The organism is Shewanella sp. SM73 (assembly GCF_025653795.1).
Classification (GTDB): Bacteria; Pseudomonadota; Gammaproteobacteria; order Enterobacterales; family Shewanellaceae; genus Shewanella; species Shewanella oncorhynchi.
The window spans coordinates 262,858-289,151 of sequence record NZ_JAKKRY010000003.1 but is presented as its reverse complement, the minus strand read 5'-3'; the positions used below and the strand labels follow the sequence as shown (position 1 = coordinate 289,151).

Annotated in this window: 18 protein-coding genes and 1 pseudogene; 8 read left to right on the top strand and 11 right to left on the bottom strand. The window is 45.5% G+C overall.

All coding sequences use genetic code 11. The annotated features are described in order from the left end of the window. Nucleotides 1–34 precede the first annotated feature (34 nt). The gene (locus tag L5M51_RS06565) at nucleotides 35–1,267 is read right to left on the bottom strand and encodes a lipoprotein-releasing ABC transporter permease subunit (protein WP_219234114.1); all 1,233 of its coding nucleotides are present in this window, start codon (nucleotides 1,265–1,267) and stop codon (nucleotides 35–37) included. Nucleotides 1,268–1,361: 94 nt separating this feature from the next. Here L5M51_RS06565 and L5M51_RS06560 point away from each other — a divergent pair, with 94 nt between their 5' ends. The 3 genes from L5M51_RS06560 (at nucleotide 1,362) to L5M51_RS06550 (ending at nucleotide 6,575) form a co-directional block, all read left to right on the top strand. Further along, a complete protein-coding gene (locus L5M51_RS06560) occupies nucleotides 1,362–2,003 on the top strand; it encodes a hypothetical protein (RefSeq protein ID WP_263172021.1) in 642 nt (213 codons plus the stop codon). A gap of 85 nt (nucleotides 2,004–2,088) precedes the next feature. Then, nucleotides 2,089–5,574 (top strand): transcription-repair coupling factor, encoded by a 3,486-nt coding sequence (mfd, locus tag L5M51_RS06555; protein WP_263172141.1) that lies wholly within the window; start codon nucleotides 2,089–2,091, stop codon nucleotides 5,572–5,574. After that, complete coding sequence (locus tag L5M51_RS06550) at nucleotides 5,574–6,575, top strand: peptidoglycan binding protein CsiV (RefSeq protein WP_263172020.1); 1,002 nt, start codon at nucleotides 5,574–5,576, stop codon at nucleotides 6,573–6,575. Before mfd ends, L5M51_RS06550 begins: the two co-directional genes overlap by 1 nt. Before the next feature lie 48 nt (nucleotides 6,576–6,623). Here L5M51_RS06550 and L5M51_RS06545 read toward each other — a convergent pair whose 3' ends face one another. The 3 genes from L5M51_RS06545 to L5M51_RS06535 all read right to left on the bottom strand — a co-directional run bounded on the left by L5M51_RS06545 (nucleotide 6,624) and on the right by L5M51_RS06535 (nucleotide 11,446). After that, nucleotides 6,624–6,899 carry an acylphosphatase gene (locus tag L5M51_RS06545; RefSeq protein ID WP_028759808.1) on the bottom strand — a complete coding sequence of 92 codons (276 nt, stop codon included), beginning with the start codon at nucleotides 6,897–6,899 and terminating at the stop codon, nucleotides 6,624–6,626. 598 nt (nucleotides 6,900–7,497) lie between these two features. Continuing rightward, entirely contained in the window at nucleotides 7,498–9,198 is a 1,701-nt protein-coding gene (locus L5M51_RS06540; protein ID WP_263172019.1) for a toxin-antitoxin system YwqK family antitoxin, read from the bottom strand. Nucleotides 9,199–9,208: 10 nt separating this feature from the next. After that, nucleotides 9,209–11,446 (bottom strand): hypothetical protein, encoded by a 2,238-nt coding sequence (locus L5M51_RS06535; protein ID WP_263172018.1) that lies wholly within the window; start codon nucleotides 11,444–11,446, stop codon nucleotides 9,209–9,211. Nucleotides 11,447–12,319: 873 nt separating this feature from the next. On the opposite strand from L5M51_RS06535, the gene L5M51_RS06530 reads away from it, so the two are divergent. Together L5M51_RS06530 and L5M51_RS06525 are read left to right on the top strand one after the other, a co-directional pair. Then, nucleotides 12,320–14,089 carry a hypothetical protein gene (locus tag L5M51_RS06530; protein ID WP_263172017.1) on the top strand — a complete coding sequence of 590 codons (1,770 nt, stop codon included), beginning with the start codon at nucleotides 12,320–12,322 and terminating at the stop codon, nucleotides 14,087–14,089. 403 nt (nucleotides 14,090–14,492) lie between these two features. Continuing rightward, nucleotides 14,493–15,008, top strand: coding sequence for a hypothetical protein (locus tag L5M51_RS06525; protein ID WP_263172016.1), 516 nt, complete (start codon nucleotides 14,493–14,495; stop codon nucleotides 15,006–15,008). Nucleotides 15,009–15,237: 229 nt separating this feature from the next. Here the strand turns inward: L5M51_RS06525 and L5M51_RS06520 are convergent, their stop codons facing one another. Continuing rightward, nucleotides 15,238–15,828, bottom strand: coding sequence for a hypothetical protein (locus L5M51_RS06520; RefSeq protein ID WP_263172015.1), 591 nt, complete (start codon nucleotides 15,826–15,828; stop codon nucleotides 15,238–15,240). 27 nt (nucleotides 15,829–15,855) lie between these two features. On the opposite strand from L5M51_RS06520, the pseudogene L5M51_RS22825 reads away from it, so the two are divergent. After that, nucleotides 15,856–16,614: pseudogene (locus L5M51_RS22825) on the top strand (EAL domain-containing protein); the annotation flags it as partial. Between the two features lie 490 nt (nucleotides 16,615–17,104). Here the strand turns inward: L5M51_RS22825 and ycfP are convergent. After that, entirely contained in the window at nucleotides 17,105–17,644 is a 540-nt protein-coding gene (gene ycfP, locus L5M51_RS06510) for an alpha/beta hydrolase YcfP (RefSeq protein WP_105252628.1), read from the bottom strand. Between the two features lie 79 nt (nucleotides 17,645–17,723). Continuing rightward, complete coding sequence (nagZ, locus tag L5M51_RS06505) at nucleotides 17,724–18,752, bottom strand: beta-N-acetylhexosaminidase (RefSeq protein WP_263172013.1); 1,029 nt, start codon at nucleotides 18,750–18,752, stop codon at nucleotides 17,724–17,726. A 385-nt stretch (nucleotides 18,753–19,137) separates the two neighbouring features. Between nagZ and L5M51_RS06500 the strand changes: the two genes are divergently transcribed. Next, on the top strand, nucleotides 19,138–20,514 hold the full coding sequence (locus L5M51_RS06500; protein ID WP_131524458.1) for an L-serine ammonia-lyase: 1,377 nt from the start codon (nucleotides 19,138–19,140) through the stop codon (nucleotides 20,512–20,514). Nucleotides 20,515–20,652: 138 nt separating this feature from the next. Here L5M51_RS06500 and L5M51_RS06495 read toward each other — a convergent pair whose 3' ends face one another. From L5M51_RS06495 to L5M51_RS06485, 3 genes are all read right to left on the bottom strand, one after another. Then, a complete protein-coding gene (locus L5M51_RS06495) occupies nucleotides 20,653–21,378 on the bottom strand; it encodes a hypothetical protein (protein WP_263172011.1) in 726 nt (241 codons plus the stop codon). A 201-nt stretch (nucleotides 21,379–21,579) separates the two neighbouring features. Beyond that, on the bottom strand, nucleotides 21,580–22,422 hold the full coding sequence (gene fghA / locus L5M51_RS06490; RefSeq protein WP_131524459.1) for an S-formylglutathione hydrolase: 843 nt from the start codon (nucleotides 22,420–22,422) through the stop codon (nucleotides 21,580–21,582). Nucleotides 22,423–22,588: 166 nt separating this feature from the next. Beyond that, nucleotides 22,589–23,728, bottom strand: a complete 1,140-nt coding sequence (locus L5M51_RS06485) for an S-(hydroxymethyl)glutathione dehydrogenase/class III alcohol dehydrogenase (RefSeq protein ID WP_006081880.1) — start codon at nucleotides 23,726–23,728, stop codon at nucleotides 22,589–22,591. A gap of 176 nt (nucleotides 23,729–23,904) precedes the next feature. Between L5M51_RS06485 and L5M51_RS06480 the strand changes: the two genes are divergently transcribed. After that, nucleotides 23,905–24,783, top strand: a complete 879-nt coding sequence (locus tag L5M51_RS06480; RefSeq protein WP_219252648.1) for a LysR family transcriptional regulator — start codon at nucleotides 23,905–23,907, stop codon at nucleotides 24,781–24,783. A 45-nt stretch (nucleotides 24,784–24,828) separates the two neighbouring features. Here the strand turns inward: L5M51_RS06480 and L5M51_RS06475 are convergent, their stop codons facing one another. Beyond that, nucleotides 24,829–26,118 carry an NAD(P)/FAD-dependent oxidoreductase gene (locus L5M51_RS06475; protein ID WP_263148093.1) on the bottom strand — a complete coding sequence of 430 codons (1,290 nt, stop codon included), beginning with the start codon at nucleotides 26,116–26,118 and terminating at the stop codon, nucleotides 24,829–24,831. Between the last annotated feature and the right edge of the window lie 176 nt (nucleotides 26,119–26,294).

The following is a 26,294-nucleotide window of genomic DNA, read 5'->3' as shown; positions in this document are numbered from 1 at the left end:
CATGGGTGACGACTATTCATAAAAGCTCACGGGTTTACTCGTATCTCAGCGCAGTTGCGGGTTGCACTCTGGCCGCACGCAGCGCGGGATATAAGGTCGCCAACAAGGTGACCAATAGTGTGCCTATCACGATCACTGACAACTGCATCAACTCCAGTTTTACTGGCAAACTCTGTCCCGCACCTAAAATCGAAATGCCTAAGGTCGTCATAATGCCATTCAGATTCAAAGTGATAAGTATACCTACCGCGAGCCCAAGCACTAAACCAAGTACAGCATTGAGCGACCCCTGCACCACAAAAATGCCCATCACGGCGGGCGTGGTTACGCCTTGGGTTTTTAGCACTGCCACATCCGTGGTTTTATCGACCACCATCATCACTAGCGCCGAAACAATATTGAATGCGGCCACGGCCACAATCAGGCTCAGCATCAGCGACATCATGTTCTTTTCCATTTTTACCGCACCAAACAAGTGACCATAGGTATCGCGCCAATCGCTGGTTGTTACCTTAATATCTTGTTTAGCGAGAACATCCTGCACTTTAGACGCTAAAGCGGGCGCGCTAAAGGGATCAGTTAAATAGAGTCTAAGCTGATCAATAGCCTCACTCGGTTGACGCATTAGACGCTTTGCATCTTGATAATGGATATATGCAACGCCAGCATCAACCTGAGAGCCCATTTCAAAAATGCCAGATACCAAGAACTTACGTTGACTCGGAACTGGGCCTAATGGGGAGTACACAACACCATCACCACTCAATAATCGTACCGTATCACCGGGAGCGACTTTGAGTTGCCGTGCGAGCTCAGATCCTAAAATCACCTTGAAGTCGCCACTCGCCAACTGTTCAAATGCACCTGAGTAAGTGTGCTGCGCAACGGAGGATAACTTTTGCGCTAATTCGGGAAACACCCCATAAACCTGCACAGCACGAATATTCGACGCAGATTGCACCATGGCCTGCGTCGATACGCTCGGTGTCACGCCTAACACACCCGGTAAGGCTTTAAGCGCACTCGCCTGCTCAGTCCAATCGACTAACGGCGCTTCGCTATAAATAGTTAATTGCGGTACTGCACCTAAGATACGTTGCTTAAGTTGGCCTTCAAGGCCATTCATCACTGAGCTGACAACGATCAGGGCTGCAACGCCTAAAAAAATGCCCGAAACGGCAAATAAGGTAATGAACGACGCGAACGCGTTCGCTTTTTTGGCCCGCCAATAACGGTAACCAATATAGAAAGGGAATCCTGGATTCATTGAAAGAGGGTTGCGTCCTGTGTGCTGAACTTGCTAAATCATGAAGATGGGCACGATAATAGGGGTATTGGTCCTATAAATAAAGAGGCAAGCCTTGTTCACTGACACCAATCCGTATTTTAGTGTGCCTCACCACTTTACCGCCTACCTAAGCCAATGGCCGAGTTCCCAGCCATTACCCTCAGAAATGGCTCTGAGATCAATGCAATCATTAGGCATTCAACTGCTCAGCGAAGTCAAAACACTCGAAGCTAACTGCTTGCTACAGCTGCGCCATTTAGATAACGAGGCAAAAGTTGTCGTGGATTTTTTAAAGCTGCAATCCCGCAAAGTAGATCTAGTGCTGCAACATGTATTAGAAAAAGAAACCCAAGAGGGCGAAAAATGCTTTGGTAACCAATTTGGTGGCAGTGGCCTGAGATTACTCACCCCAACAGCCTTAGACATTGGCTCCCACTATAAAATTACTCTGTTTATTCACGACGAATTAGTTGCCATTCTCTGTTTTGGCAAAGTCATTGCCACTCAAGCACAAAAAATAGCACAAGCCGAAGGCAATATGAGTCGTAATGACAGTACAGAGCAACATACTCAACCTGAACATCTACAATGGCAAACCGACTTTGAATTCAGTCAAATTCTTGAATCTGACGTGGAGCAATTAGTCAAAGCCAGCCTCAATGTGCAACAGAAACAACTCAAGTTACGCAAACTCGCCAGAGACGAGCGTCAATAGCCGCTGACTTTTCTCTGGCACCTACGCCATCAAGTCTCTACAATGTCTGCAACTCTTTGTGAATGAATCAGTTTATCGCACGCCAATGACTCACATATCAGCCCTAACGCCGCCAGCCGTCAAAAATGGCACTCAAATTCAGACTCTGTCCACCGTGGGCGGCGTTTGCCAAGCCGTTACACTCGCCAATTTAGCGCGTCAACATAAGGGAACGACCTTAGTCGTCACCAGTGACACGCCAAGTGCCTTAAGCTTAGAGTTAGAGCTGAGTTATTTGCTCAGTAAAACAGGCATTAAGGTCAGATTATTCCCTGACCGCGAAACCTTGCCCTACGACAGTTTTTCGCCCCACCAGGATTTAATTTCCCAGCGACTCGAAACGCTATCGCAGTTGTCTCAGATTGAGCAAAATATCGTTATCGTGCCCGTCACCACCTTAATGATACGCCTGCCACCTAAGGCCTATTTAAGCGCCAACGTGTTTGTGCTCAAAAAGGGGGATAGCTACAAGTTACACGATGTACGCCAGCATTTAACCGACACTGGCTACCATTCGGTGGAGCAAGTGTATGAACATGGCGAGTTTGCCATTCGCGGTTCGATTCTGGATATCTTCCCAACCGGGATGAATATGCCACTGCGCATCGAGCTATTCGATGAAGAAGTGGAAACCATTCGCCATTTTGATCCCGAAACCCAACGCTCATTGCAACCTGTCGACTCGATTCGCCTATTGCCCGCAAAGGAATTCCCCACCGACAGTTCGGCCATCGAAGGTTTTAGGCAAAGATACCGCCGCCGTTTCGAGGTCATAGTCAAAGAGCCGGAATCGGTTTATCAGCTAGTGAGCCGTAACTTGATGCCGGCGGGGATCGAAAACTACCTGCCGCTATTTTTTGATGACACCGCCACCCTATTCGATTACTTGCCCAAGGACACTCAACTCGTCACCTTAGGCGATATCGAAAAGTCGGCGCGCGCCCATCTGCAAGAAGTCGAACATCGCTATCAAGACAGACGCGTCGATCCGCTGCGGCCATTACTGGCACCTAAAGAGCTGTATTTACTCATAGAAGAGTTATTTGCCGCCTTTAAACCGCTGCCACGTTATCAAATGCAAGTGCCAACAGATGGCACTGAAACAACGAAAGCGGTTGTTATTGCCGCCAGTACCCTGCCCGACATCAGCGCCAATCATAAATTAAAGCAACCGCTGCTAGCGTTGCAAGATTATGCCAGCAACGCCAAACGCATGTTGTTTAGCGCCGAGTCCGAGGGTCGCCGTGAAGCGCTGCTTGAATTACTCGCTAAAATTCAGTTAAAACCTGCACTGTTTAACCATTTTGATGAATTTATTCAAAGTGATGCCAAGTTAGGCCTTATCGTGTCGCCGCTGTCACGCGGTTGTTTGCTGCATATCAGCGCCAAAGAAAGTATCAGTATCATTTGTGAGACTGAACTCTTCGGCCATCGTATTTCCCAGCAACGTCGCCGTGAAAAACAGCGTCAGATCAGTAATGATGCCCTGATTAAAAACTTGGCCGAACTCAAAGTTGGCCAGCCCATAGTGCATTTAGAGCACGGCGTTGCACTTTATAGGGGCTTAGTCACCCTAGATACGGGTGGACTGGTCGCAGAATACTTACAATTAGAATACGCTGGCGGTGACAAACTGTATGTGCCAGTGTCTTCATTGCATCTCATCAGCCGTTACAGTGTTGGCGCCGATGAAGACGCCCACTTAAATAAACTCGGCAACGAGACGTGGGCTAAAGCCAAGAAAAAGGCGATTGAAAAAATCCGCGACGTCGCAGCCGAGCTGCTCGATGTCTATGCCCGTCGCCAAGCGCGTCCCGGCGAAAGCTGCGCAATTGACGAAGAAGAATACGCTCAATTCGCCCGCGGCTTCCCCTTCGAAGAAACCGTTGATCAAGAAAGCGCCATCATTGCCGTGTTAGCCGATATGCAATCGCCGACCGCAATGGACAGATTAGTCTGTGGCGATGTGGGCTTTGGTAAAACCGAAGTCGCTATGCGCGCCGCCTTTGTGGCCGTCAACGCTGGTAAACAAGTGGTCGTGCTAGTTCCGACCACATTGCTTGCCCAGCAACACTATGAAAACTTTAAAGACAGATTTGCCGACTGGCCCGTGGTTACTGAAGTGATGTCACGCTTTCGTACCGCCAAAGAGCAGACTCAAGTGCTGCAGCAATTGGAAGAAGGCAAAGTCGATATCGTGATCGGTACCCACAAGTTACTGCAATCTGAGGCTAAGTTTGAAAACTTAGGCCTGTTGATCATAGACGAAGAACACAGATTCGGTGTGCGTCAAAAAGAGAAAATCAAGGCGCTGCGCGCCAACGTGGATATCTTAACCCTGACCGCGACGCCCATTCCGCGCACCTTAAACATGGCCATGTCGGGCATGCGCGATTTGTCGATTATCGCCACCCCGCCCGCCAAACGTTTAGCAGTGAAAACCTTTGTACGGGAATCAGATCCCGCGACTGTGCGCGAAGCCATTTTGCGGGAAATTCTCCGTGGCGGCCAAGTGTATTACCTGCACAATAATGTTGAAAGTATTGAGAAATGTGCCCAAGGCATTATCGATTTATTGCCTGAAGCGCGAGTCGTCGTTGCCCACGGTCAAATGCGTGAGCGCGATCTAGAACGGGTAATGTCAGACTTTTACCATCAAAGATTCAACGTGTTAGTCTGTACCACTATTATCGAAACCGGTATCGACGTTCCGAGTGCCAACACCATTATTATTGAGCGCGCCGATACCTTTGGTCTGGCACAGTTACACCAATTACGCGGCCGCGTCGGACGCTCGCACCATCAGGCCTATGCCTATTTGATGACGCCGCATCCCAAACGTATGACCCCAGATGCGCGCAAACGTTTAGAAGCCATTGATGCTCTTGAAGATCTCGGTGCGGGCTTTATGCTGGCGACCCAAGATTTAGAGATCCGCGGCGCAGGTGAACTCTTGGGCGATGAACAGAGTGGCCATATTTCGAAAATTGGTTTTAGCTTGTACATGGAAATGCTCGAAGCGGCAGTCAAAGCCTTAAAACAAGGCAAAGAACCGTCACTGGCGCAAATGCTCAATCAGCAATGCGAAATTGAACTGCGTATCCCCGCCCTACTGCCTGAATCCTATGTGAGCGACGTAAATATTCGTCTGTCGCTCTATAAACGCATCGCAGGGTGCGAAACACAGGCGGCGCTGGATGAGTTAAAAGTCGAATTAATCGACCGTTTTGGCTTATTACCTGAACCGACGCGTAACTTAATGGAAATGACCCTCTATAAACATGAGGCGACTCGCTTAGGTGCGACTAAAATAGAAGTGCACAGTAAAGGTGGCAGCATCGAATTTAGTGATGATCATGTCATAGATCCTGTGTTTATTATTGGATTACTCCAAAGCCAGCCACAAATCTATCGAATGGAAGGACCGAATAAGTTAAAGTTCAGCCTTGCAGCCGAAACCAGTAAAGACAGGCTCGCTTTAGTGAAACTCTTGCTAGAACAATTATCGCAACATCGTCTTGGAGATAAATAGTGTTACGTAAACTCGCGGTCTCTATCGCTACACTCATTGCACTATCACACAGTCAGGTCGTCCAAGCAGAAGCTTGGTTCGAGGTTGAAGTCTATGTGTTTGAACGCCAAAGTCAGTCAAGTGAACAATGGCCTGATACGCCGAACAAGACGAAAACCGATAACGCAATAGACTTAATCTCCCCCGCTATCGCGCAAGCAATCACGCCGATACCCAGCGCATCTGCGCCTTGCACACTGGTCTTTGATGCCGATGCAAATAGCCACTGCGCTGAAACCTTAAACGGTACCTCGACGTCAGAACCTATGCCTGCTGTGCCTGCGAGTGTGGAATATCGTTACCCGCCGGTGATCCCATCAGAAATCAGCAGCGCACAGATCAGTTATCCTACAGCCAATGGCAACCCAGTATTGTTAACCCGCAGCCAAAGTCAGTTCGCGAGCATTATCAATAGTATTTCCCGCGAACGTGGTACGCGCAGTTTACTGCACATGGCTTGGCAACAACCTATGCGTGGTAAGAGTGGCTCAGTACCCATACGCTTATTTGCGGGTAAAGATTTCTCAGGTACTTATCACTTCGATGGCAGAAAAATCATTAAGCAAGCTCAAGCAGAGCCTATGACTAATGCCGATGGCACGCCAATGCTTGCACCTGCTGTATCACCGGTATGGGAATTAGATGGCACGCTGAATATCTATTTAAGCCATTATTTGTATATTGAAACCGCATTGCACTTGCGCAAAGAAGGCAGAAAATTAATGCCAGCCGTACCCAGTGATGCGGCCGATACCAGCGCAACACTCACGGCGCCCAAAGTCATGACACCATTTTTAATGTCTGTGCCTTTGGAGCAAAACCGCCGCGTGAAGAGTGAAGAAATCCATTATTTAGATCATCCCGAAATGGGCATGGTTATCCAAATCCGCAAGATGGCGCAACCCAGTGCAATGCAAAATAATCAGAATGCCGAATCAATACAGACTGTTGGCCAATACTGAACAAACGCACAACCCGCACAATTCTTAAGTTAACACGGTATGTTTAAATTAAGACTGAACGATGGAGAAATCGAGGTAGATATCATCAGCCTCGTCTTCTCCTACCGTTACTGTTAATCCCTCGGTACAAGGCACACCTACTTCGCACCAAGCAATTAAAGCATTAACGGCGATGTCACTGCCTTGGGCGAGTACTTCAACACTGCCATCACGGCAATTGGTTACATATCCTGTCACACCAAGGGCTCTGGCCTTAGTCAAGGTCGCATGACGGCAACCAACACCTTGCACTTTTCCCGTCAAATTAATTAATACTCGCTTCATCTCACGCTCCTTTTTCACGGAACCTTGTTATAGAAATAAGCATAGCCGCAATTATCCAAAGGCTAAGTGTTAACCTATGGATTTGTAGAACAAAAAACAAACAATATTTAAATTTAGGCAAAAAAAACAGCTAACAAGACTGCTGCTAGCTGTGTCGGGCGACATACGCAAAGGGATATCCAATAAATGGACAAATAAAACAGCAACTCTGTATCATTTTGTTACAAAATAGCAAGGGTCGCTACTTTACACAATAAATAATTATTTTCAAGAGTTTGAAAAGTAAAACTATCCATCACGAATGAATATAATGCTTTTAGCTGAAAATCAGCTCGTACACCCATCTACATTGTTCATGTTTAAAAACATCCCCTGTGATAGCCGAAGAAGTATAAAGGCGTGTTGACGTTTAACGCTGAGATTGTGTTTGTTCTGGCAAGTTAGTAAACGCGAAACGAGGGTTTGAGAAGTGAGCCCTCTAATGACAAGCGGTGCGTATGCCTGACGATAAAGCAAGGCAGCAAACTAGATGCAAAAAAGCAAAAAACCGACCTAATTAGTCGGTTTTTGCTTGATTGTGTGGTTAGGTGATGAAGTGCTACTCGCTGATCATCTGACCATTTTGATAGCGATACTCGGATGACGGTTCACCATTAAAGTAGTACACCGACCTGCCGTGCAGTTGATTATCAAGATACTCATCACTTTGCAGCAGGCTGCCATCTTCATTAAAACTATAGCCTTTACCTTGCAATTGACCTTTATCATCATACTGGGCCTGCCCTAATAAATGGCCATTGACGGAAAAGGCCTGCCAGTGACCCACTTCGTGTCCAGCTTTATAGTTGCCATGCCAGAGCTTAACCATGCTGTAGCTGCTTTCATCTTGCAGCAGCCATTGGCCTTCGCGCTGACCGTTAACATACTGACCTTGGGCTTGAAGTTGTTTATCAAAGCCACGCAGTAAATACGCGCCATGTAACTTAGCGTTTTTATAAAACTCTCGACGCATTATCGTGCCATCGGCTGCGATTTCTGTTTGTTCACCACTCAGCTCACCTTGTTGGTTAAACTGCTCATTGCGCGTCGTATCCACGTTTTTTGTGACCCACTTGCCGGACTTTAACCCTAAGTGATATTGGCCGCTGACAAAACCGCCGTCCTCGGCCTTATCTTCTCGATATGCACCGTGCATTTGACCTTTGCGGTAGTTTATCCGCCTGATATAACCATTCCAGCCAGCACCGATATACAAGCCATCGTATCGCCCCTTGAGTTGTTCATCACGTTCAATCAGCTCACCTGCTGCATCAAAACGTTGACGTAAGCTCCAGTCTTTTACAGTATCTTGCTGATATTGATAAGTTAACTTTCCCGCAGAATCGAAGCGCTGTTCAGTGCTAGTCTGACCTTTAGCGAGGTATTGCGTGTCGGTTTGGGTCGCAACGTTACTGGCATTATCATAGGTAATATGTTGAATTTCACGACCATCCTTATCATACTTTTGCAGCTCTGCTAACCGCCCTTGTTCATCAAAACGCTGCTGGTTTCCCACCTGCTTATCATGCTCATAGTGTTTAATCTCTTGCAGCACATCGGCAGCTCGGTAAATCAACACTTCGCCGTGTATTTTCCCCTTAAGATAAAACTCTTTGGTGTATAACCAGCCGTCTTTTGTCCAATACAGTCGCTCGCCTTCTCTTTTTCCCGCCACCATATTAACGGTTTGCTCCGGCTGACCATTGTTATGAAAGCTTTCATATAGCCCTTCCATACCGTTAGCGCCGTAGGTTACGCGTGTTTGCAACTGGCCATTGTTAAAATAACTTTGCGATAATCCTAATTCAGCGCCATTCACACGATGCTGAAGCTCCCTTAATTGACCATTAGTATGGTAACTTTTCTGATCTCCATGCAACTGGCCATGCTGGTAGTGGTACTCTCCCGAGAGCGCTCCGTCTTCCCAATAATGCAGATGCGTGCCCTGATAACGCCCTTGTGCATCGCTACTGCCCTTGCGAGACAGTTGACCATCGGGGTAGAAAAACTCGAAATCACCAACGATAAAACTCTCGGCTAAATTGGGACTGTTGACGCTGCCCTTAAAAACGGTTTTATCCGTCTCCAGATAAAAGAGTTGTAGCGGCCACACGCCATCTTTCTCTGTTGGTGCTTGCTCCTGATAATAAATGGCTTCACCTGGCACATCGCTAAGCCGCCATAGTTCGTCGAGTAAAATTCGCTCAGCCGACAGATTAAACGACATAAGTAGCGCAGATAATAGTAATAAGACTCTCATATTCTGCTCCTTAAGGTAACGCAGGGAATGTATTAACCCACTGTTTATTGACCGGTTCGCCGCTTATCGTCAGCTGCTCTATCTGTGCTGCGCGCCCCGCCAGTACAAACCAGCGTTCCTCACGTAATACTTGCTGCAACGGACGCTGATAAAAATCACTGCTGTCACCTTGAATAGCAGGAGCTAGCTGTAAATTTTGCGCATTTAAAAAACGATAGCGCCGCATAAAGTCGGCCACGGTTTGATGGGTATCAACATTCGGCAACTGAGTGATATCAATCAACCAGCTTTGCTCGGGTTGATACGCTAGCGCTTGCCATTTGGGCGTACCGGTACAGGCCAAAGTGCTGCTGACATTGATGTCGTAAAAATTGCGGCGGATCCCATCGGCGCTAGTCAGTTGGTACAGCACAAACTTATCCAGCCCTCCACCAAAACCCGTGTTGTTAGTGCTTGTGTTTGTCCATTGCAGTGTGTGCCCGTTGACCTTAGGTGCATCGACAACACTGAGCGTGCACACTGCTGCTTGCTCGGAAGTTAACAGCAAACTGACGCCGTATTTGGCCACGACTTGCGGCTCAAGTAAGGCGGGGTCTTCAGGTGCAGTAACTTGCGGCTGATTAACATAGGACGCATACATATCATCACTATAAAGCAGTTGTTGCTGCGCCGGCGGATAGGCGACATTTTGCGCGTAATCTTGAGTCGGAATAAAACGAATGTTCTTAGTCAGTTCACCACTGTCAACCACAGTATTCACATAGAGTGTCAGCGTCGGCGGCGCTGCGGGAAAGGTAAACAGTGTGATCGATTCATATTGTGCCGCTGAGGCCAACGCCACCATATTTTGCTCTGCCGGGGTTAACCAATCCGGCCCAGTGGGCGGCGGTGAAAGATATTTCACCATAGCGCCTTCGGCACCGTCAAAGCGCCGGTATAACCAAGATTTGTCAGTGCTGCCTCGCGATTTCAGCAAATAACTGAATGATTTATCTGGGATTGGCGAGAGTTCCAGCTGTATATCTTCATACTGCAAGACCACAGTTTTGCTGGGATCGGGGGTCAGGTTAAGTTTGACTAATTTCGCGCCGCGATAATGGGCAGTCGCGCGAAACTCAGCAACCTGAGCTAAGAGGTCATTCGGCGCATTCCAACCGATAAGCAAATTCTGCTGCTCAGACTGATGGAAACCATCCTGTTCTGGATAACTATAACTGCCTACCTTGCTCAATTGCAGCGGCAGTACTGTGCCATCCGCACTGTGTGCTGTGATATCGGTTAAGCTAAACCCGCCTTCGGGTTTAAAACCTGAAAAGTCATACTGATAAGTCAGCTTTAATAAATCATCTTGCTGGTAAAAGTAGCCCGCATCATAGGCAAATACAGCATCTTGGGTTAAGGTCTTATTGACGTTATCCAACACAACGTCAGGTTGTTTTTGATACTCAAATACTGGGAAATCATAAAAACCTAAATACTGCGTCAGATCGCCCAACTGGCGCTCCTGCGGCAACATAATAACGTTGCTGCGCACAGTGCCCTTATAGCCGTAGCGCTCAAACGGCGCTTCCGCCACTAAGGCTAACTGCGCTAACCAACCCCGCTCACGCTCTAACATCAACTGACCGTATATTTTGGCTTGTTCGCCGCCACTTTCAACTTTGGCTAACACATGCGTATCAGTGACTTGCAATACAGTAAGCTTGGCATTGGCGTGGTCTTGATAGGCAGGAAGCGCGACGACCGCCCCTGCTTTGGCGGGTATGGTGCTAAGGAAGGCCGATGAGCTAAAGAGCTTTTTCAGTTCCTGCTCAAGCTCTGCGCCGCGTTCAGCCAGCAGGGCCTGCCATACCGGTTTGTTCAATGCACTGAATTCTTTAACGCTGCCATCGTCTAGATTTAACGTAAATTCAAACCCCTGCGAGAAAATAGCGTGCATTTCTGGATTACGATCGGCCCGCTGGCCACTACTGACGCCGCTCCCTTGGCCATCGCGCATGTTCATATAATCGACATGCACTTGAAACCGACTGTTTTTGCCTGTTTCGAGGACCTTATAACGCAGCAATTGATGTGACGTGGCGTTAACCGTTTCGGTACGCTGACCATTGTCTACAGTGATGTTAGTTGTGCTATACAGCTGATACGAGCGCTCTTCCCCTTTTTCAGGCGTAAACTCAACATCAGCATCCCCAAAAGAACAGGCCGATAATAAACAGCATGCAACTACGCTAACCAAGTACTTCATGGTTATTCCTTGTATCTCAAATAGTAAGCGCCGCATTATGCCCTTTCATGCCCAGTAAATAAAATGCTTTGGCTATTTATGCCAGTTCAGCACAACACCTTAATGCGCGACTAAAGCATCCTTTTTAGATAGTCACAGGTACTGCAATACCAATCTTAGGTAAGTTTTTAATGACAAATTCCGGCATCAATAACTGATGCAAAAAGCTAGCTGTGCGGCATTAATTGTCATTGTTTCCCAGTGACTCGCCGATTTTTTATTTAATAAGAAGTATCCCTATAGGCTCGACGGCGACACCCATCATGTCAACTATCACTGTAGCTGCAATGCCAATCCTAACTATCACTTTCGCAGTTCGTTTAGCTAAAAAGCTATTGCCCCAAAGCTTGCTAGCATTTATTTAGTGAATCGAAAATTGACGAACTATTTGCCCTAACAGTTCTTATCGATGAACCTTATTTTTAGTGAGTCTTCATGAATGAGCGGAACTGGATGGGTATACAGTCATATTTAAATTTAGATGCTTTTGAGTGTTTTTACACTCATTAGTTTGCGCGTTTATCCAGCCTAAAATTAACAAAACTCTTTAAAATCATTTGTATATACTTTTCCAAAATTAGTTAATAGGTTTGGAAAACGCGCATGCGCGTTTTTCCAGGTGGTGTATTTGATAGAAAGCTGATAAGTTCTTTGTATACAGCTAGTTAACTGTGCGCGTTTTCACTGGTCTAATGAGGTAAACGCGCATGCGCACTAATAAAATGTTATGTCACAAGGTTCACTGCAATAGTCGTAATTATTGATTGTTCTCATATATGAAACAGTGTGAACTGTTGTATAGTTCCGATGCATTATTCAATTCGGGTGTCAAATATGAGTATAGATGATTTGTGTATCAGTAAGAATGCACAGTTTTATAAACTAAATAAAAGCTTATCGGCAGCATCGGTTAGAAAGGCGTTTCGAAGTCTTTCTGAAGATAGAGTGGGAAATTACCTGTTCAACATAGTTAGGCAGCAGCATACAACTATAACAGGGAATGATGCGACATATTCTTTAGTTGCTTATAAAGTGCAAGCTGAACCATCTTTCTTATCCGGTAGTGGTGTTACAGAGGATAAGTATGCTTACTTATTGTTGTTAGAGTGTGATGATGCATTAGTCATACTAAAGAAATATGTAGACTTGCCTGAAAAGCTATTTGAAAAATGTATTAAAGAGTACGAGTACGATAAATTTTGTCATTTTTTTGGTAGTCAGCATCCTGAATATGAACGCGTTGCAATGAAAAACATGAGTATATCTAATGCTGTAATACGTTCTAGATCCCTCGAAGCAAAAAGCTTAAACGGTATTATTCCTATCGCATCTTCAAGTCGCTCCATACCGACTAACTTCAGAATGAAAATTGGCACAGAGGTATATACGTTAACACCTAGCACCTCTCGTGTGAGCCATCGAGATAAGAAATCGTCTTTAGATGGTTTAATCGATTGGGCAATTGAAACTAAAAATGAACTCAATATAACTACTAACGCAAGTGAGTTTTTGAATAATTTTGCATCTCCGATTTGCTTAGAGGACATCATAAAGTCAGGGCATGTTGTGGTTGGCTTATTTCTCGACGTAAGTGAAATTGAAGAGAAAGTTACTACTGGGACCGCCACTTTAAAAACTACAGATGGCACAGCTCTTACTAACATACAAATTAAGAGACTATTCAATCAACTGAGATCACCTATTCGAATCATAAATAATGAAGCTGATTTTCGTTGGGTAAAAATTCCTCTAAGCATTACTTGCGCAAAAACTGTAATCACAGTGAGAAGTTCTTTGTTGAATTCAATTATTGTTGAAGATTCAAATGAAGAATATACTTTGACTGGTTATCTGAATAAGGAAAAAACGTTCTCTGCAATATTCGATACTCCTACCTATTCGTACTACTCACGTTCATGTTTTGAAGATGGTAGCTTGCTAGATAGCATTGATTATATACTTAATGTGTTCGACGACAGTTTTAATTTTGGTAGTGTCGCTAGCGAGAAAGAAAAACCACATTCAAACACGCTGGATCGTTTTCCTACCTCATCTTTGTTTAGAGCTGTTGAGGACGGGTATTGCCAAAGTTACGACATCACTATTTGTGACGATATGAATGACGAGTGGGCTGATCATATAGCAATTAAAAATAATGGAGCGGTATCAGAAATTGCTTTTATTCACTCAAAATTTGTCAAAAAAGATACTTATGGAGCAAGTGCATTTCATGAAGTAGTTGCTCAAGCTTTAAAAAATATCGGTCGAACTCAAGCTGATAAGAAGCTTTTTAAAACTAAGTATGAGAATGAATGGGACCAATGCTATGAGTCTACACAGATCCCTAGGGTGATGGGTGCTACTAACTGGAGTGACCTCGAAAATGCGTTAGATAATTTAAATCAAAACCCAAATGCGATAAAGAAAATAGTTCTTGCTACTCCATTTTTGAGGAAAAGTAAGCTTACACCAGAGCTAAGGAAAATCGGTAACCCTAACTATAAATGTAAGCCTCATTACGTACAGTTAATCTGGCTTATTAATACATTTGTTAGTTCGTGTAGAGAGTACGGCGTTCAAGCTCATATTCTATGTAAACCGTAATGTGACATAACAAAGCATTTAAGAGTGATTCGCAACGCTTGGCAGTTTCGCTTCGCTCAAGTATAACCAAGAGTCGCTCACACCTTAATGCAGCGTTAAACCCATAAAAATTTTAATCCGAAACTCACAAATTAGAGTTAATAACCTAACTCATTTTTGTCCAAAAATTAGCTAGTGAATCAGACTTTCCTAGTCTGGTTCATAGGGTAACATCCAGTCATAGATATCAACTAATTACCTTTCAAACGGAATAAAAACCGCTACCGCAAAAAAGCAAATTCCTATAGCATCATTTATACCAATTGACACGGATGTGGCAGCGGCCATGTCCGACAAGCGATTTATGCCCTGCAAACAGCGCAGCGCATAAATACTAAGACGTTAGCTTTTTGTAGGGATAACAATGTCAGCAACAGCATCATTAAAGTGTAAGTATTGTGAAAAATATAATGAAGTCGACGCGTGTTTTTTTGATGGCTTTATGACCAGTAATGAAATTAATCTTTCATTTCATTGCGGAATATGTGGTAAAAATAACATTTATAGCAATCTCACACAGTCAGAACTGGAAGAAATAATTAATCCTTCAAGTGAATTAGAAAGACAGGCGGAATTCTTAGGTATCTCTGCTGCAAAACTTAGTGCATATGTTTATCCTCCGGATGTAATGAAGGAGGCAGACTTAGATAGAAGAAAAATTCGTGGTTTGTCTATAAAAGAGTACCTAAAATCATGTCGTCAGAGCTACCCAAAAAAGGAAGGGCAGAATTGGTGGCTCGTTTATCAATTAAAGACATTAGATGCTGTTGTGTTCTTTCGTAGAGATTTTAAGTCATATAGGCTTCTAGATGGGAAAGGTATATATCTTGAATTTGGAAACATCATAGAATTAGGAGATTACGTACGTGAAAGAATCTAAAAGCACTGCGGGGGCTGGCTGTCTAGGAGCTGTTCACCGTGGTTCTAGACAGTTGCTATGATATTACCAAGTCATCAGCATTGTAATGGTCAATAATCTGTGGGTATTGACCTGCACACCAAGAACCTTGCCCAATATGTGTCCCGCATCAATATGCGCCTACAAAGTTGAGGGATGGATATACAAACAAAATTATGCCGAGGATGTTTAATAACCTCTTCGGCATTTATTATTTAAGAGATAGTGGTTTAAAATCAAGAAGGGAACTATCAAACTCCACAGACAACAATTTATCTTTGAAAGCTTCGGATATTATTATATTAAATGCACCACCCCACTCATACAAACGAAAGGCGTCTAAGTTTTCAGGTATTTTGTCCTTATAGACAACTGGTTCAATAAAAAATCGCCCACGCTTTGATTCCCAAACTTCTGGAATGTAGCCCAGAGGCCAGCGTTCAATTTTAGAATATTCCCAATCAACGCAGTCAATATAATTAAATACATGCATCAACACATACTTTAAATTGTTATGCCTATTTATAAATGGTATTAACTGGACACCACTAACATTAATATCGCCCTCAAAAAAGACATCCTCATTAAACGCCAACAACCTGGTTCCAACCGAGACAACCGGAGGTGATTTACCTTCGTTTAAGGCATTGAAATATAAAACACCTTTGAATCCAGATTGAATCGCAGATAGTTTCACATCACTTAATTCATTTCCTTCGCCATCTATAAAAAATGAACTAGGATTCATATAATTCATCCATTTTTTACTTTCCGAATTTATACCTAATTTATAGTAATTCATTACTTGTTAACCTTCGTCAATATGTCAGTGCCAGCAGTAGTATCATTAAACTAGGATCCTATCTCTAAGCGCGGCGCCGCCTTCATTAAAGAAGGGAGATATTTATTAGACTCCTTTGTACAGCCGAATGTGTTTCCCAGCGCTGTTATCAATGTCGCTTTATCCATAACTGGCAACACGATCCCTGAATCACTCGAGTTTATAAAAAATAAGGTGATAACACTAGATTCTGAAGAGAACAATTTTTCAGTGTTATTAGAAATGTCCCCCGCATTTTTCTGGCATTTCTTATGGATATTTCTGGCCATTTCATGGCCAGTTAGCATCGTCTTACTTACGGGCTCTATCCTATTTGTACTCGATTCAAGAGTTACTCGCCATTCCCTCACCGATGACATTGTAGTGGAATAGAGAAAGAAGAGTTTTTCTTAGTTTATCAGCCAGTGATGTGCCGAGAAAGGTAAAGCTAAGGGAGTCGAGGCATTAGTACGTTGGCAGCACCCGCAAATGGGCTAGTGCGACCTGATTTGTTGATTCCCATTGCCGAAGAGGACAAATTAATTGTTCCATTAACTAACTATATTTTTGAGCAGGCATTAAAAGATTTTGCCGATATGAAGGTTGACTCGGGCTTTAGGATTGCGTTTAACGTGGCGCCAGCGTATTGAAAGCTTATGCCAGTTGCGGATTTTAGTGGCTATCGATGACTTTGGTACTGGGCAAACAACCTTATCTTTGTTACAAACCATGCCATTGTATTACTTGAAAATCGATAAGACGTTACTCCAAGAATAGCTAATCCGAATTTGGCTAAAAAGAGCCAATTATCTAACAAGGTTTTGTCCAAAAGTGTGTTGCGTATGTCTTTTAAATCTACAGGTTACGTGAATGCACAAAAGGTGCGCCATGGTGATTAGCGAGACGACCGTCCGCCCCATGGACGGGGCGGTCGAGCATCCAAGGATGGACTAGCTGCGCGTCGGTGAGTCAATGCCATGGCAAGCCTGTGCAAGTAGATACCAGCCAACGCTAATCCCCTAAAAACAAAACCAAAAGTCGCAGCCACCCTAGACTACTTTCCTACACATTTAAGTCCAAAACCAATACAGTCGATTTTATAATCTAGAGCCCTCAATATGCCCTACTGAAATATATACCCATAGTCACAATGTGCGCGGTTTGAAGTATTAAAAGCCAAAACCATAAGGCGAAATAGCCGATGAGATAAATCCACTCCCCTCTTAAATATAAAAAGAGGAGTGATACTTTTATTCAATCAAGCCAACTTAAAGGCTTTTATTTTGGGCAGATGGGCAGCGAGTTGGGGGAATTTGTGGGGCTGAACGTCATCCCAATCAATCGAATAATAGGCGCTTAATTCACTGGCGAGTTGCTGATTATCGAACATCTCATCATTCACAGAAAATATGCACATGGCCTTGTGAGTATTCTTTTCACGAAATTGCGACACGCACTTATTGGCAATATCGGCATATTCTTCTGGGCGATCAATCTTGCCCTGCATATTATTTTCTGGGTGCAAATTAGGATTAATCAGTACTGATTTAAGACCATTCAAAAATCCAATCCGTTCGGCCCAATAAGCGCCGAGTCCCACGCCAACCATTAACGGCGCGGGATCGTCGCAATGCTGCATTTGCTTAGCGACTTCCTTGAGCAAGTGTTGCATGTCGTGCTTAGGGTGCAAAGTGCTGTAACTGATCAAACGCACATCAGGGTCAATAAATTGCAACTGACGCATTTTTTCGTGATTACCTGGGCTAGTAGCATCAAATCCATGAAGATAGAAAATCATATCAAGGCCTTTTAATCATTTTTAATCACAGTGAATTAACTAACCCTAGCAAAAGAGTGATCTCACACCTTGCGCTACATCAAACTTTCGCCTGTTGGGCCAAACAAATTTGCTCGGCAAGCTGTTTGGCATTTTCCCAACGGGCCGTATTATCGAGCGCCGCTGCCGTTTGCGAGGCATTGGGTTTAAGTAAACTCGCAGGATACTGTGGCGCGCTCGCAGGCCAAGTAAAGCCATCGAGTAGCGACATTACGCCCGCATTGTCATTACACACTAAAATCATGTCGCAACCTGCGGCTAAGGCGGCGCTGGCCCTTGCACGGTAATCGCCCGCAAATCCTGCGCCTTGCATGCCGAGATCGTCAGAGAAAATCACCCCGTTAAAGCCAAGTTCTTTACGCAGCACTTGTTTTAGCCAATATTCAGAGAAGCCAGCAGAGTTGGGGTCGACTTTAGGGTAAACCACGTGCGCGGGCATCACGCCTAATAACTTTTCTTTTGCGATCAATTCTTTAAACGGCAGGATATCCTTTGCAAAAATCGCCTCGGCATCACGTTCATCAATGGGTTTCTCGTAGTGCGAATCCGCCACTACACTGCCGTGCCCGGGGAAATGTTTACCCACGGCGCCCATGCCAGCTGCGGCCATGCCAGCAATAAAGCTTTCGGCCAATGTAATCACCTCGGCGGGCTCTGGGCTAAAGCTGCGTTTACCTATGACTTGGCTCACGCCGTTTAAGTCCAATACGGGCGCGAAACTTAAGTCGATATCGCAAGCCAGTAATTCGATTGCCATCAAGAAACCGAGCTCACAGACCCAACGCTTGGCCAATACCATATCGCCCTTTGCTGCGGGTAAAATGTCGCCCATGGCGGGAATAACGGTAAAGCCATCGCGGAAGCGTTGTACTCGGCCACCCTCGTGATCTACGGCAATTAATATTTCTGGGCGGATTTGGCGTATCTGTTGTACCAGACGGATCAACTGATCACGGCTCGAAAAATTGCGGGAAAATAGGATTAAACCGCCCACCTGTGGATGGCGTAGCATCTCAGATTCAGCCTCACTGACGTCCAACGACAGTAAATCCAACATTAAATAGCTCATACTTCTCCCTAAAAATATTCATTAATACTCAAAAAATAACCACTCAAGCCATAAGTAGTCCACGCTCACAAAAAAGCTAAAAAAAGCGAGCCACCTACCCTTGTAGCGCTATCGAAGCCTGTATTCTTGGCCATAAAATGGCCTGTAAAAAAGTCCCAATTAAGTTCAGCTTATCCGAACTATTACGAATAAAAAAAACTAATGTGAATTGTCACACTAATCTATGGGATACTGGCGTTAGAGTATCACACAAGCAGATTTCGCATGAAAGAACGCCGCCACTGACCAGAGTACACGCGCAAGATTAGCGTGCTTCAATCTGCAGAGCGAGCAATCCCATGCACTCAGACTAAAATAATAAACAAGACACAACAGGACTTCTATCATGATTAGCGTATTTGACATGTTCAAGATCGGCATAGGTCCATCGAGTTCACATACCGTCGGCCCAATGAAAGCGGGCAAAATCTTTATGCAAAACCTGACTGACTCAGGACTCGTGACCCAGATTGATGAATTAAGAGCCGAACTCTTTGGCTCCCTCGGCCAAACAGGCAAAGGCCACGGCACGGGCAAAGCAGTGATTTTAGGCTTAATGGGCGAAGATCCCGAAACCGTGGACACTGACAGTATCGACGGTATTTTAGAACACGTCTCCAAGGACGAAACCTTAACGCTGCACTGTGGCAAAGTAGTTAAGTTTACCCGTGAGCAAGGCATTACCTATCACAGACGCAAAACGCTACCCGCACATGCTAACGCCATGACCTTGTACGCTTACTGTAAAGGAGAATGCATTTTTGATCGCACTTACTACTCAGTGGGTGGCGGCTTTATTTTAGATGAAGATGAAATTAGCCAACGTAATGCATCGCCAGCCTCACAAATTGAATCGGCTCCTTTTGATTTTGTGAGTGCGGCTCATTTACTGGAATTATGCGGCGAGCAAGGTCTCAGCATTTCTTCTTTAATGATGGCGAACGAACTGAGTTTAGCCACTGAAGATGAAGTCAAAGCCAAGCTGTGGAATATTTGGCAGACGATGAAAACCTGTATCGAACGCGGTTATCAGAAGGAAGGTATTTTACCTGGCGGCCTAAAACTGCGTCGTCGTGCTCCTGCACTGTACCGCCGTTTGAAAGCCGAAGGCCGTAACAATGTCGATCCATTAACCGCTATGGATTGGGTCGATTTATTCGCCCTGTCGGTCAACGAGCAAAATGCGGCCGGTGATCGCGTCGTCACTGCGCCAACAAACGGTGCTGCGGGAATTATTCCTGCCGTATTATGCTATTACGATACCTTCGTACAAGAAGTGGATATCGATGTCTGCGCCCGTTATCTATTAACTGCCGCTGCGATTGGTATTTTGTACAAGAAAAATGCCTCAATTTCGGGCGCCGAAGTCGGTTGCCAAGGTGAAGTGGGCGTGGCCTGTTCTATGGCAGCTGGCGCACTGACTGAGATCATGGGCGGTACGGTTGAGCACGTTGAAAACGCGGCTGAAATCGGCATGGAACATAACTTAGGTCTAACCTGCGATCCTGTGGGCGGCCTAGTGCAAGTGCCTTGTATCGAACGTAATGCCATGGGCGCGATCAAAGCCATTAACGCTTCTCGTATGGCCCTACGCGGTGACGGTAACCATAAGGTTTCACTAGATAAAGTGATCAAAACCATGATGGATACAGGCAAAGATATGCGCAGCAAATACAAAGAAACTGCCAAAGGTGGTTTAGCGGTTAACATTGTTGAGTGCTAAGTGCTGAGTGCTGAGTGCTGAGTGCTGAGTATTAATTCACTCCCGCTAATTGCTTAAATTGCACCATAAAAAATGCCGCAACTCAGTGAGTTGCGGCATTTTTTAGTCAGTATTTGAATTCTTATTGCATTAACTGGATTACGATTTTTTCTGGGAATACTGCGAAATAATACCCGCCCAAGCTTTTTCTATTTCAGGGATTAACTGCGTAAATGCCGTTTTTTCGGTAATCACCCGCAAATCATCTACCGCTTCAGACGTTCCCCATACGCTAGCATTTCCCGTCTCTTTCGCGGTAGATTCGGCAAGTCCATAAAGATATTCAGTCCGAACATCAAAAAATGCAGCAGAAACAGTCGTCGTTACACTGATCTCTTTATTCTTTAAGAAACCCAAAGACACCACATTGAGTGGAGCAAACTGTTGTTCACCCGCATGGAATGAAGTATCGAAGGTATAGATAAGTAAGATATCCGCTTTTAATCTCGCAGCGGCTTCTCGTAAGGATTTTATCGAGTCCAAATTCTCAGGGAGTAAAATGCGATTTAATGGCGCAATACCTGACACTTGTGGCATTTTAGCTAACCGAGCAAAGTCAGCTTCCGTCTCAACTTCGCGGGTCGTCACCACGCTATAACGACCTGTACCAAAACTGCTTACTCGATAGGATAAATAACCGGGAGCTTGAATACGCGCTACCGAAATATTTGCAGGAAACACCGCAGCAGGCTCTTTGGACATAAGTAAGTTGATATCCGATTCAGCTAACGAACTCAGCTGCACACTACCACCAGGGGTGGTGTACGATGCACATCCCCCTAATATCAACAATGTGCCTAACATGGCAAGTTTAACGATCCTCATCAAATCTCCTGTAAATACGTTTCAAATTCCTAAATATTGAATACTAACTTACTGTTGATAAATGTTTTATTCAACCAAATTAATGTTCAAGCGTGACATGTTTCTAAGCTATCCAACGACCAAGAGACAGTATTGGGTAAACAAAAGGCGCAGTGATAAAACAATATCACTGCGCCTTTTGTATCAATATCTTAAATGGGTTTAAGGCTTAAAGTACAAGCTATGGAACTTAAGGTGCTCTTCAATAAAGCTCGCGATGAAGTAGTAGCTGTGATCGTACCCCGCTTGCATCCGCACATCCAAGGGATAACCCTTGGTATGGGCGATATCCACCAGCGATTGTGGCATCAATTGGGTATCTAAAAAGCTATCGGCTTCACCTTGGTCAATCAGTACTGGCACTTCGCTAATCGCGAGCTTAAGCAACTCACAGGCATCATACTGGCGCCAATGTTCACGATTTTCACCTAAGTACTCGCTAAAGGCTTTAATACCCCAAGGTACATTACTTGGATTCGAAATCGGGCTAAAGGCCGAAATTGAGCTGTATCTGTGTGGATTACTCAGACCAATCACCAAAGCACCATGACCGCCCATTGAATGGCCGGAGATGGCGCGCTGGGTAGTGACAGGAAAATGCGCTTCAATCAAGGTAGGTAGCTCATGGACTATGTAATCGTACATTTTGTAATGACGATTCCAAGGTGCTTTTGTCGCATTGAGGTAAAACCCCGCGCCTAAGCCTAAATCGTAAGCTTTATCTGCTGCATCGGGCACATCGTCACCGCGAGGACTGGTATCAGGGGCGACAATCGCCATCCCAAGTACCGCTGCCATGCGCTGTGCACCCGCCTTCTGCATAAAGTTTTCATCGGTACAGGTTAGACCTGAAAGCCAATACAGCACAGGCACTGGTTTATTCACCGCCTCAGGCGGCAGATAAATGGCAAAGCGCATCTCGCAGTTTAATGACTGAGATTGATGGCGATACTGCTTATGCCAACCGCCAAAACTCTTGTTACAACTGATATTTTCTATGGTCATACAAGTCCTTTTAAGCTCAATCTGTTAGCACTTAGTCATAGCGTTTGTCTTAGCATTAAGTCATGACGCTTATCGTCTGCTCAGTTGGCAACACAGCAGACAGATTTGCACCTGTCTGCCGGTTTGTCACATCAAGCTGAAGCATCAACTTAGCGTGCAAAATCGCTTATTTATCAAAATGGATCACGCTACGGATGCTCTTACCTTCGTGCATCAGCTCGAACGCTTCATTGATTTGCTCCAGCCCCATAGTATGGGTGATAAAATCATCGAGCTTAAACTCACCCGCCATGTAACGCTCAACAATGTGTGGCAGTTCAGAACGCCCTTTCACACCGCCAAAGGCAGAACCGCGCCATACTCGGCCAGTAACTAATTGGAATGGACGGGTTGAAATCTCTTGACCAGCACCGGCAACACCGATGATCACCGACTCTCCCCACCCTTTATGGCAACACTCTAAGGCGCTGCGCATCACGTTGACGTTGCCGATACACTCGAATGAGTAATCTACGCCGCCATCAGTCATTTCAACGATCACCTCTTGGATAGGCTTATCGAGTAATTTAGGGTTGATGCAATCGGTCGCGCCGAGTTTTTTGGCTAACTCGAACTTAGATTCGTTGATATCAATCGCGATAATGCGACTGGCTTTGGCCATAGTAGCACCGATAATCGCCGATAAACCGATACCGCCGAGGCCGAAAATCGCCACGGTCGCACCTTCTTCCACTTTGGCCGTGTTCATCACAGCGCCCATACCAGTGGTCACGCCGCAACCCAGCAGACAAATTTCTTCTAATGGCGCGCTCTTATTGACTTTCGCCAATGAGATTTCAGGCAGCACAGTATATTCAGAGAAGGTCGAGCAGCCCATATAATGGAAAATAGGCTTGCCATCAAGATAAAAACGCGTGGTGCCATCGGGCATTAAGCCTTTACCTTGGGTCGCACGGATTTTTTGGCATAGGTTAGTTTTGCCCGATAGGCAGAACTTACACTCGCCGCACTCTGGGGTATAAAGTGGGATCACATGATCGCCCACTTGTACACTGGTCACACCCTCGCCAACTTGCTCAACGATACCGCCGCCTTCGTGGCCTAGAATCGCCGGAAATACCCCTTCTGGATCATCACCGCTCAGGGTAAAGGCATCCGTGTGGCAAACACCCGTAGCCACAATGCGCACTAAGACTTCGCCCGCTTTAGGTAACATCACATCCACTTCTTCAATCTTAAGTGGTTGTCCTGGCCCCCAAGCAACAGCGGCCTTTGATTTAATAAACTGCGGTTTTTCGTTCGACATTGTTACGTCCCTTGAATAGGTAATAGGAGTAAGTCATTGGTGTATCATAAATTCAATTCAGGCCAAGCAAATTCTTGCACCCATTGTACTGATGCTACTGAATAGGAGGATTGTATTTGTTTCTCAGCGAGAGACAATCTAGTATTCAAGCAATTCATTTTTACCGAGTAACAACAATGTATCTCTGGGATGGCATTTCTGAATTTGTCGCCGTGGCCGAGGCCGAAAGTTTTACCCTAGCGGCGCAGCGGCTAAATATCTCCACCGCCCACGTTAGCCGCCAAGTGAGCACCTTAGAAAATCGCCTCGGCACAAAACTCTTTTACCGCACCACCCGCAAAGTGTCGTTAACCGAAGAAGGCACGATTTATTATCGTCATTGCCGCCAATTACAAACTGGGTTAGAAGAAGCCGAGCGCGCCATCTCAAACCTAAAGGACTCACCCCAAGGCTTAGTCAAGCTCACGGCGCCAGTCGCCTATGGCGAGAAATTTATCATGCCGTTACTCAATGATTTTATGGTGCAATATCCCAGTGTTGAATTTAGCGTCGACTTGACCAATCGCACCTTGGACTTGATTGAAGGCGGTTATGATCTGGCGATTCGCCTCGGAAAACTCGCCGATTCGAGTTTGATGGCCAAACCGCTCAGCAGCCGTACCCACTATGTCGCCGCCTCACCAAGCTATGTGGAAAAATACGGCCAGCCCCATACCTTATCTGAACTTAGCCAGCACAATTGCTTGATTGGTAATCATAATTACTGGCGCTTTGTAGAAAATGGCCGCGAGCGCAATATTAAAGTCCGCGGCAATCTTAATTGTAACAGCGGCTACGCATTAAGGGATGCGGCACTAAAAGGCATAGGGATAGTTCAACTGCCTGATTATTATATTGAAGAAGATATTCAAGCCGGACGGTTGCTCTCCTTCCTTGACACTCACCGCGAAGCCAAAGAAGGCATTTGGGCACTCTATCCGCAAAATCGCCACCTGTCGGCCAAGATCCGCGTATTGGTTGATTATCTTGCCGAAAAACTCGCCGAGCAGGATTAAATACTGTTTGAGCAAATTGATTGGTAGCAGACAACACGGCGCAAACTAGCGCCAGTTTTCTCGCAAAGTGTAATACAACATGCCTAATGCAAGCGCTTGATTGCCGAACCATTCATTTAACGGAATGCGGATATGGCGCATGGCCGCAAACAAATCAAACTCACGCAATTCCCCGTCCATCGCATTGGCCATTATCTCGGCCATAATGTGCGATGTCGCTACTCCGTGCCCAGAATATCCTTGGCAATAGAATACATTAGGCGACACTTTGCCGAGCTGCGGGATACGGTTAATCACAATTCCCGCCATTCCCGCCCAGGCAAATTCGATATCAACGCCCTTTAATTGTGGAAACGTACGCTCAATCGCAGGCCGTAATTCTGCAGCCACATTTTTAGGATCGCGGCCGCTGTAATTAGTGCCGCCGCCGAACATCAGCCGTTTATCCGCGGTCAGGCGATAGTAATCCAGTACAAAGCGGCAATCGTACACGGCTAAATCCTGCGGATTGATTTGCAAAGCGACATCATCGGGCAGAATCGCAGTGGCGCAATTGCCTAAGGACGCCGGAAATAACATACCGCGCAGTTTTGGACGGGCGAGTTTATGGTAAGCATTACCCGCGATCAGCACACTATTGGCGCGCACTTTTCCCTTGGCAGTGACAACAGTCACCACATCGCCTTCTTCAATATCAAGTACGGGTGAGTGTTCAAAGATTAACGCCCCAAGACCTGCTGCCGCGCGGGCTTCACCAAGGCATAAATTAACTGAGTGCAAATGCATATTGCGCCGATTGACTAAGCCGCCGTGATACAAGGGCGAGCCTAAATAGGCGGGCATTTCATCGGCGGATACCAGCGTCATAAATTCACCCATGCCGCGGCGCTGCGCTTCATCATGCATAGCCCTAAGCTCTTGCATGTGCTTTGGCTGGTAGGCGGTTTGGATATGACCAAACTTTAAATCACAGTCTATGCCGTACTTGGCCACCCGGTTTTTAATAATGTCATGACCGCGCCAACGTAAATTCCACACATAATCTTCAGCTTCATTGCCAATTTGGCGGCGCAGCTGTTTTGTCATCGCAACATCGCCGGACAAACTGCCCGTCACCTGCCCACCGTTGCGTCCGGTCGCGCCCCACCCAATTTTATTGGCCTCAATAAGCGCCACTTTGTAGCCCTTCTCAGATAATTCCAACGCCGTTGCCACGCCGGTAAAACCGCCACCCACAATCGCCACATCGACTCGAATGTCGCCTTCAAGCGCAGGATAATCTGACTCTTGGTCAATGGTGGCATTGTAGTAGGAGGCGCAACGCTCTGCTGGCATGGTCATTCCTTGATGTTGAAAGTTAACTGTTGAAAGTTGATAGCTGAAAGTGAGTGTTAAGTCTTAGTTCTGGGCTCTCAGTTCTTCTGGACACTCAGTTTTGGAGACTCGTTTTAACACGGCATCATACCGACGTTGTTTTATATTTTTTACAAGCGTTCAGAATTTGTGAGTAT

What these genes read in the sequence shown, in the direction of transcription:
- L5M51_RS06565 (WP_219234114.1), bottom strand. Translation starts at nt 1,267, where the DNA reads ATGAATCCAGGATTCCCTTTCTATATTGGTTACCGTTATTGGCGGGCC.
- mfd (WP_263172141.1), top strand. Translation starts at nt 2,089, where the DNA reads ATGACTCACATATCAGCCCTAACGCCGCCAGCCGTCAAAAATGGCACT.
- L5M51_RS06545 (WP_028759808.1), bottom strand. Translation starts at nt 6,899, where the DNA reads ATGAAGCGAGTATTAATTAATTTGACGGGAAAAGTGCAAGGTGTTGGT.
- L5M51_RS06540 (WP_263172019.1), bottom strand. Translation starts at nt 9,198, where the DNA reads ATGAGAGTCTTATTACTATTATCTGCGCTACTTATGTCGTTTAATCTG.
- L5M51_RS06535 (WP_263172018.1), bottom strand. Translation starts at nt 11,446, where the DNA reads ATGAAGTACTTGGTTAGCGTAGTTGCATGCTGTTTATTATCGGCCTGT.
- L5M51_RS06530 (WP_263172017.1), top strand. Translation starts at nt 12,320, where the DNA reads ATGAGTATAGATGATTTGTGTATCAGTAAGAATGCACAGTTTTATAAA.
- L5M51_RS06525 (WP_263172016.1), top strand. Translation starts at nt 14,493, where the DNA reads ATGTCAGCAACAGCATCATTAAAGTGTAAGTATTGTGAAAAATATAAT.
- L5M51_RS06520 (WP_263172015.1), bottom strand. Translation starts at nt 15,828, where the DNA reads ATGAATTACTATAAATTAGGTATAAATTCGGAAAGTAAAAAATGGATG.
- ycfP (WP_105252628.1), bottom strand. Translation starts at nt 17,644, where the DNA reads ATGATTTTCTATCTTCATGGATTTGATGCTACTAGCCCAGGTAATCAC.
- nagZ (WP_263172013.1), bottom strand. Translation starts at nt 18,752, where the DNA reads ATGAGCTATTTAATGTTGGATTTACTGTCGTTGGACGTCAGTGAGGCT.
- L5M51_RS06500 (WP_131524458.1), top strand. Translation starts at nt 19,138, where the DNA reads ATGATTAGCGTATTTGACATGTTCAAGATCGGCATAGGTCCATCGAGT.
- L5M51_RS06495 (WP_263172011.1), bottom strand. Translation starts at nt 21,378, where the DNA reads ATGAGGATCGTTAAACTTGCCATGTTAGGCACATTGTTGATATTAGGG.
- fghA (WP_131524459.1), bottom strand. Translation starts at nt 22,422, where the DNA reads ATGACCATAGAAAATATCAGTTGTAACAAGAGTTTTGGCGGTTGGCAT.
- L5M51_RS06485 (WP_006081880.1), bottom strand. Translation starts at nt 23,728, where the DNA reads ATGTCGAACGAAAAACCGCAGTTTATTAAATCAAAGGCCGCTGTTGCT.
- L5M51_RS06480 (WP_219252648.1), top strand. Translation starts at nt 23,905, where the DNA reads ATGTATCTCTGGGATGGCATTTCTGAATTTGTCGCCGTGGCCGAGGCC.
- L5M51_RS06475 (WP_263148093.1), bottom strand. Translation starts at nt 26,118, where the DNA reads ATGCCAGCAGAGCGTTGCGCCTCCTACTACAATGCCACCATTGACCAA.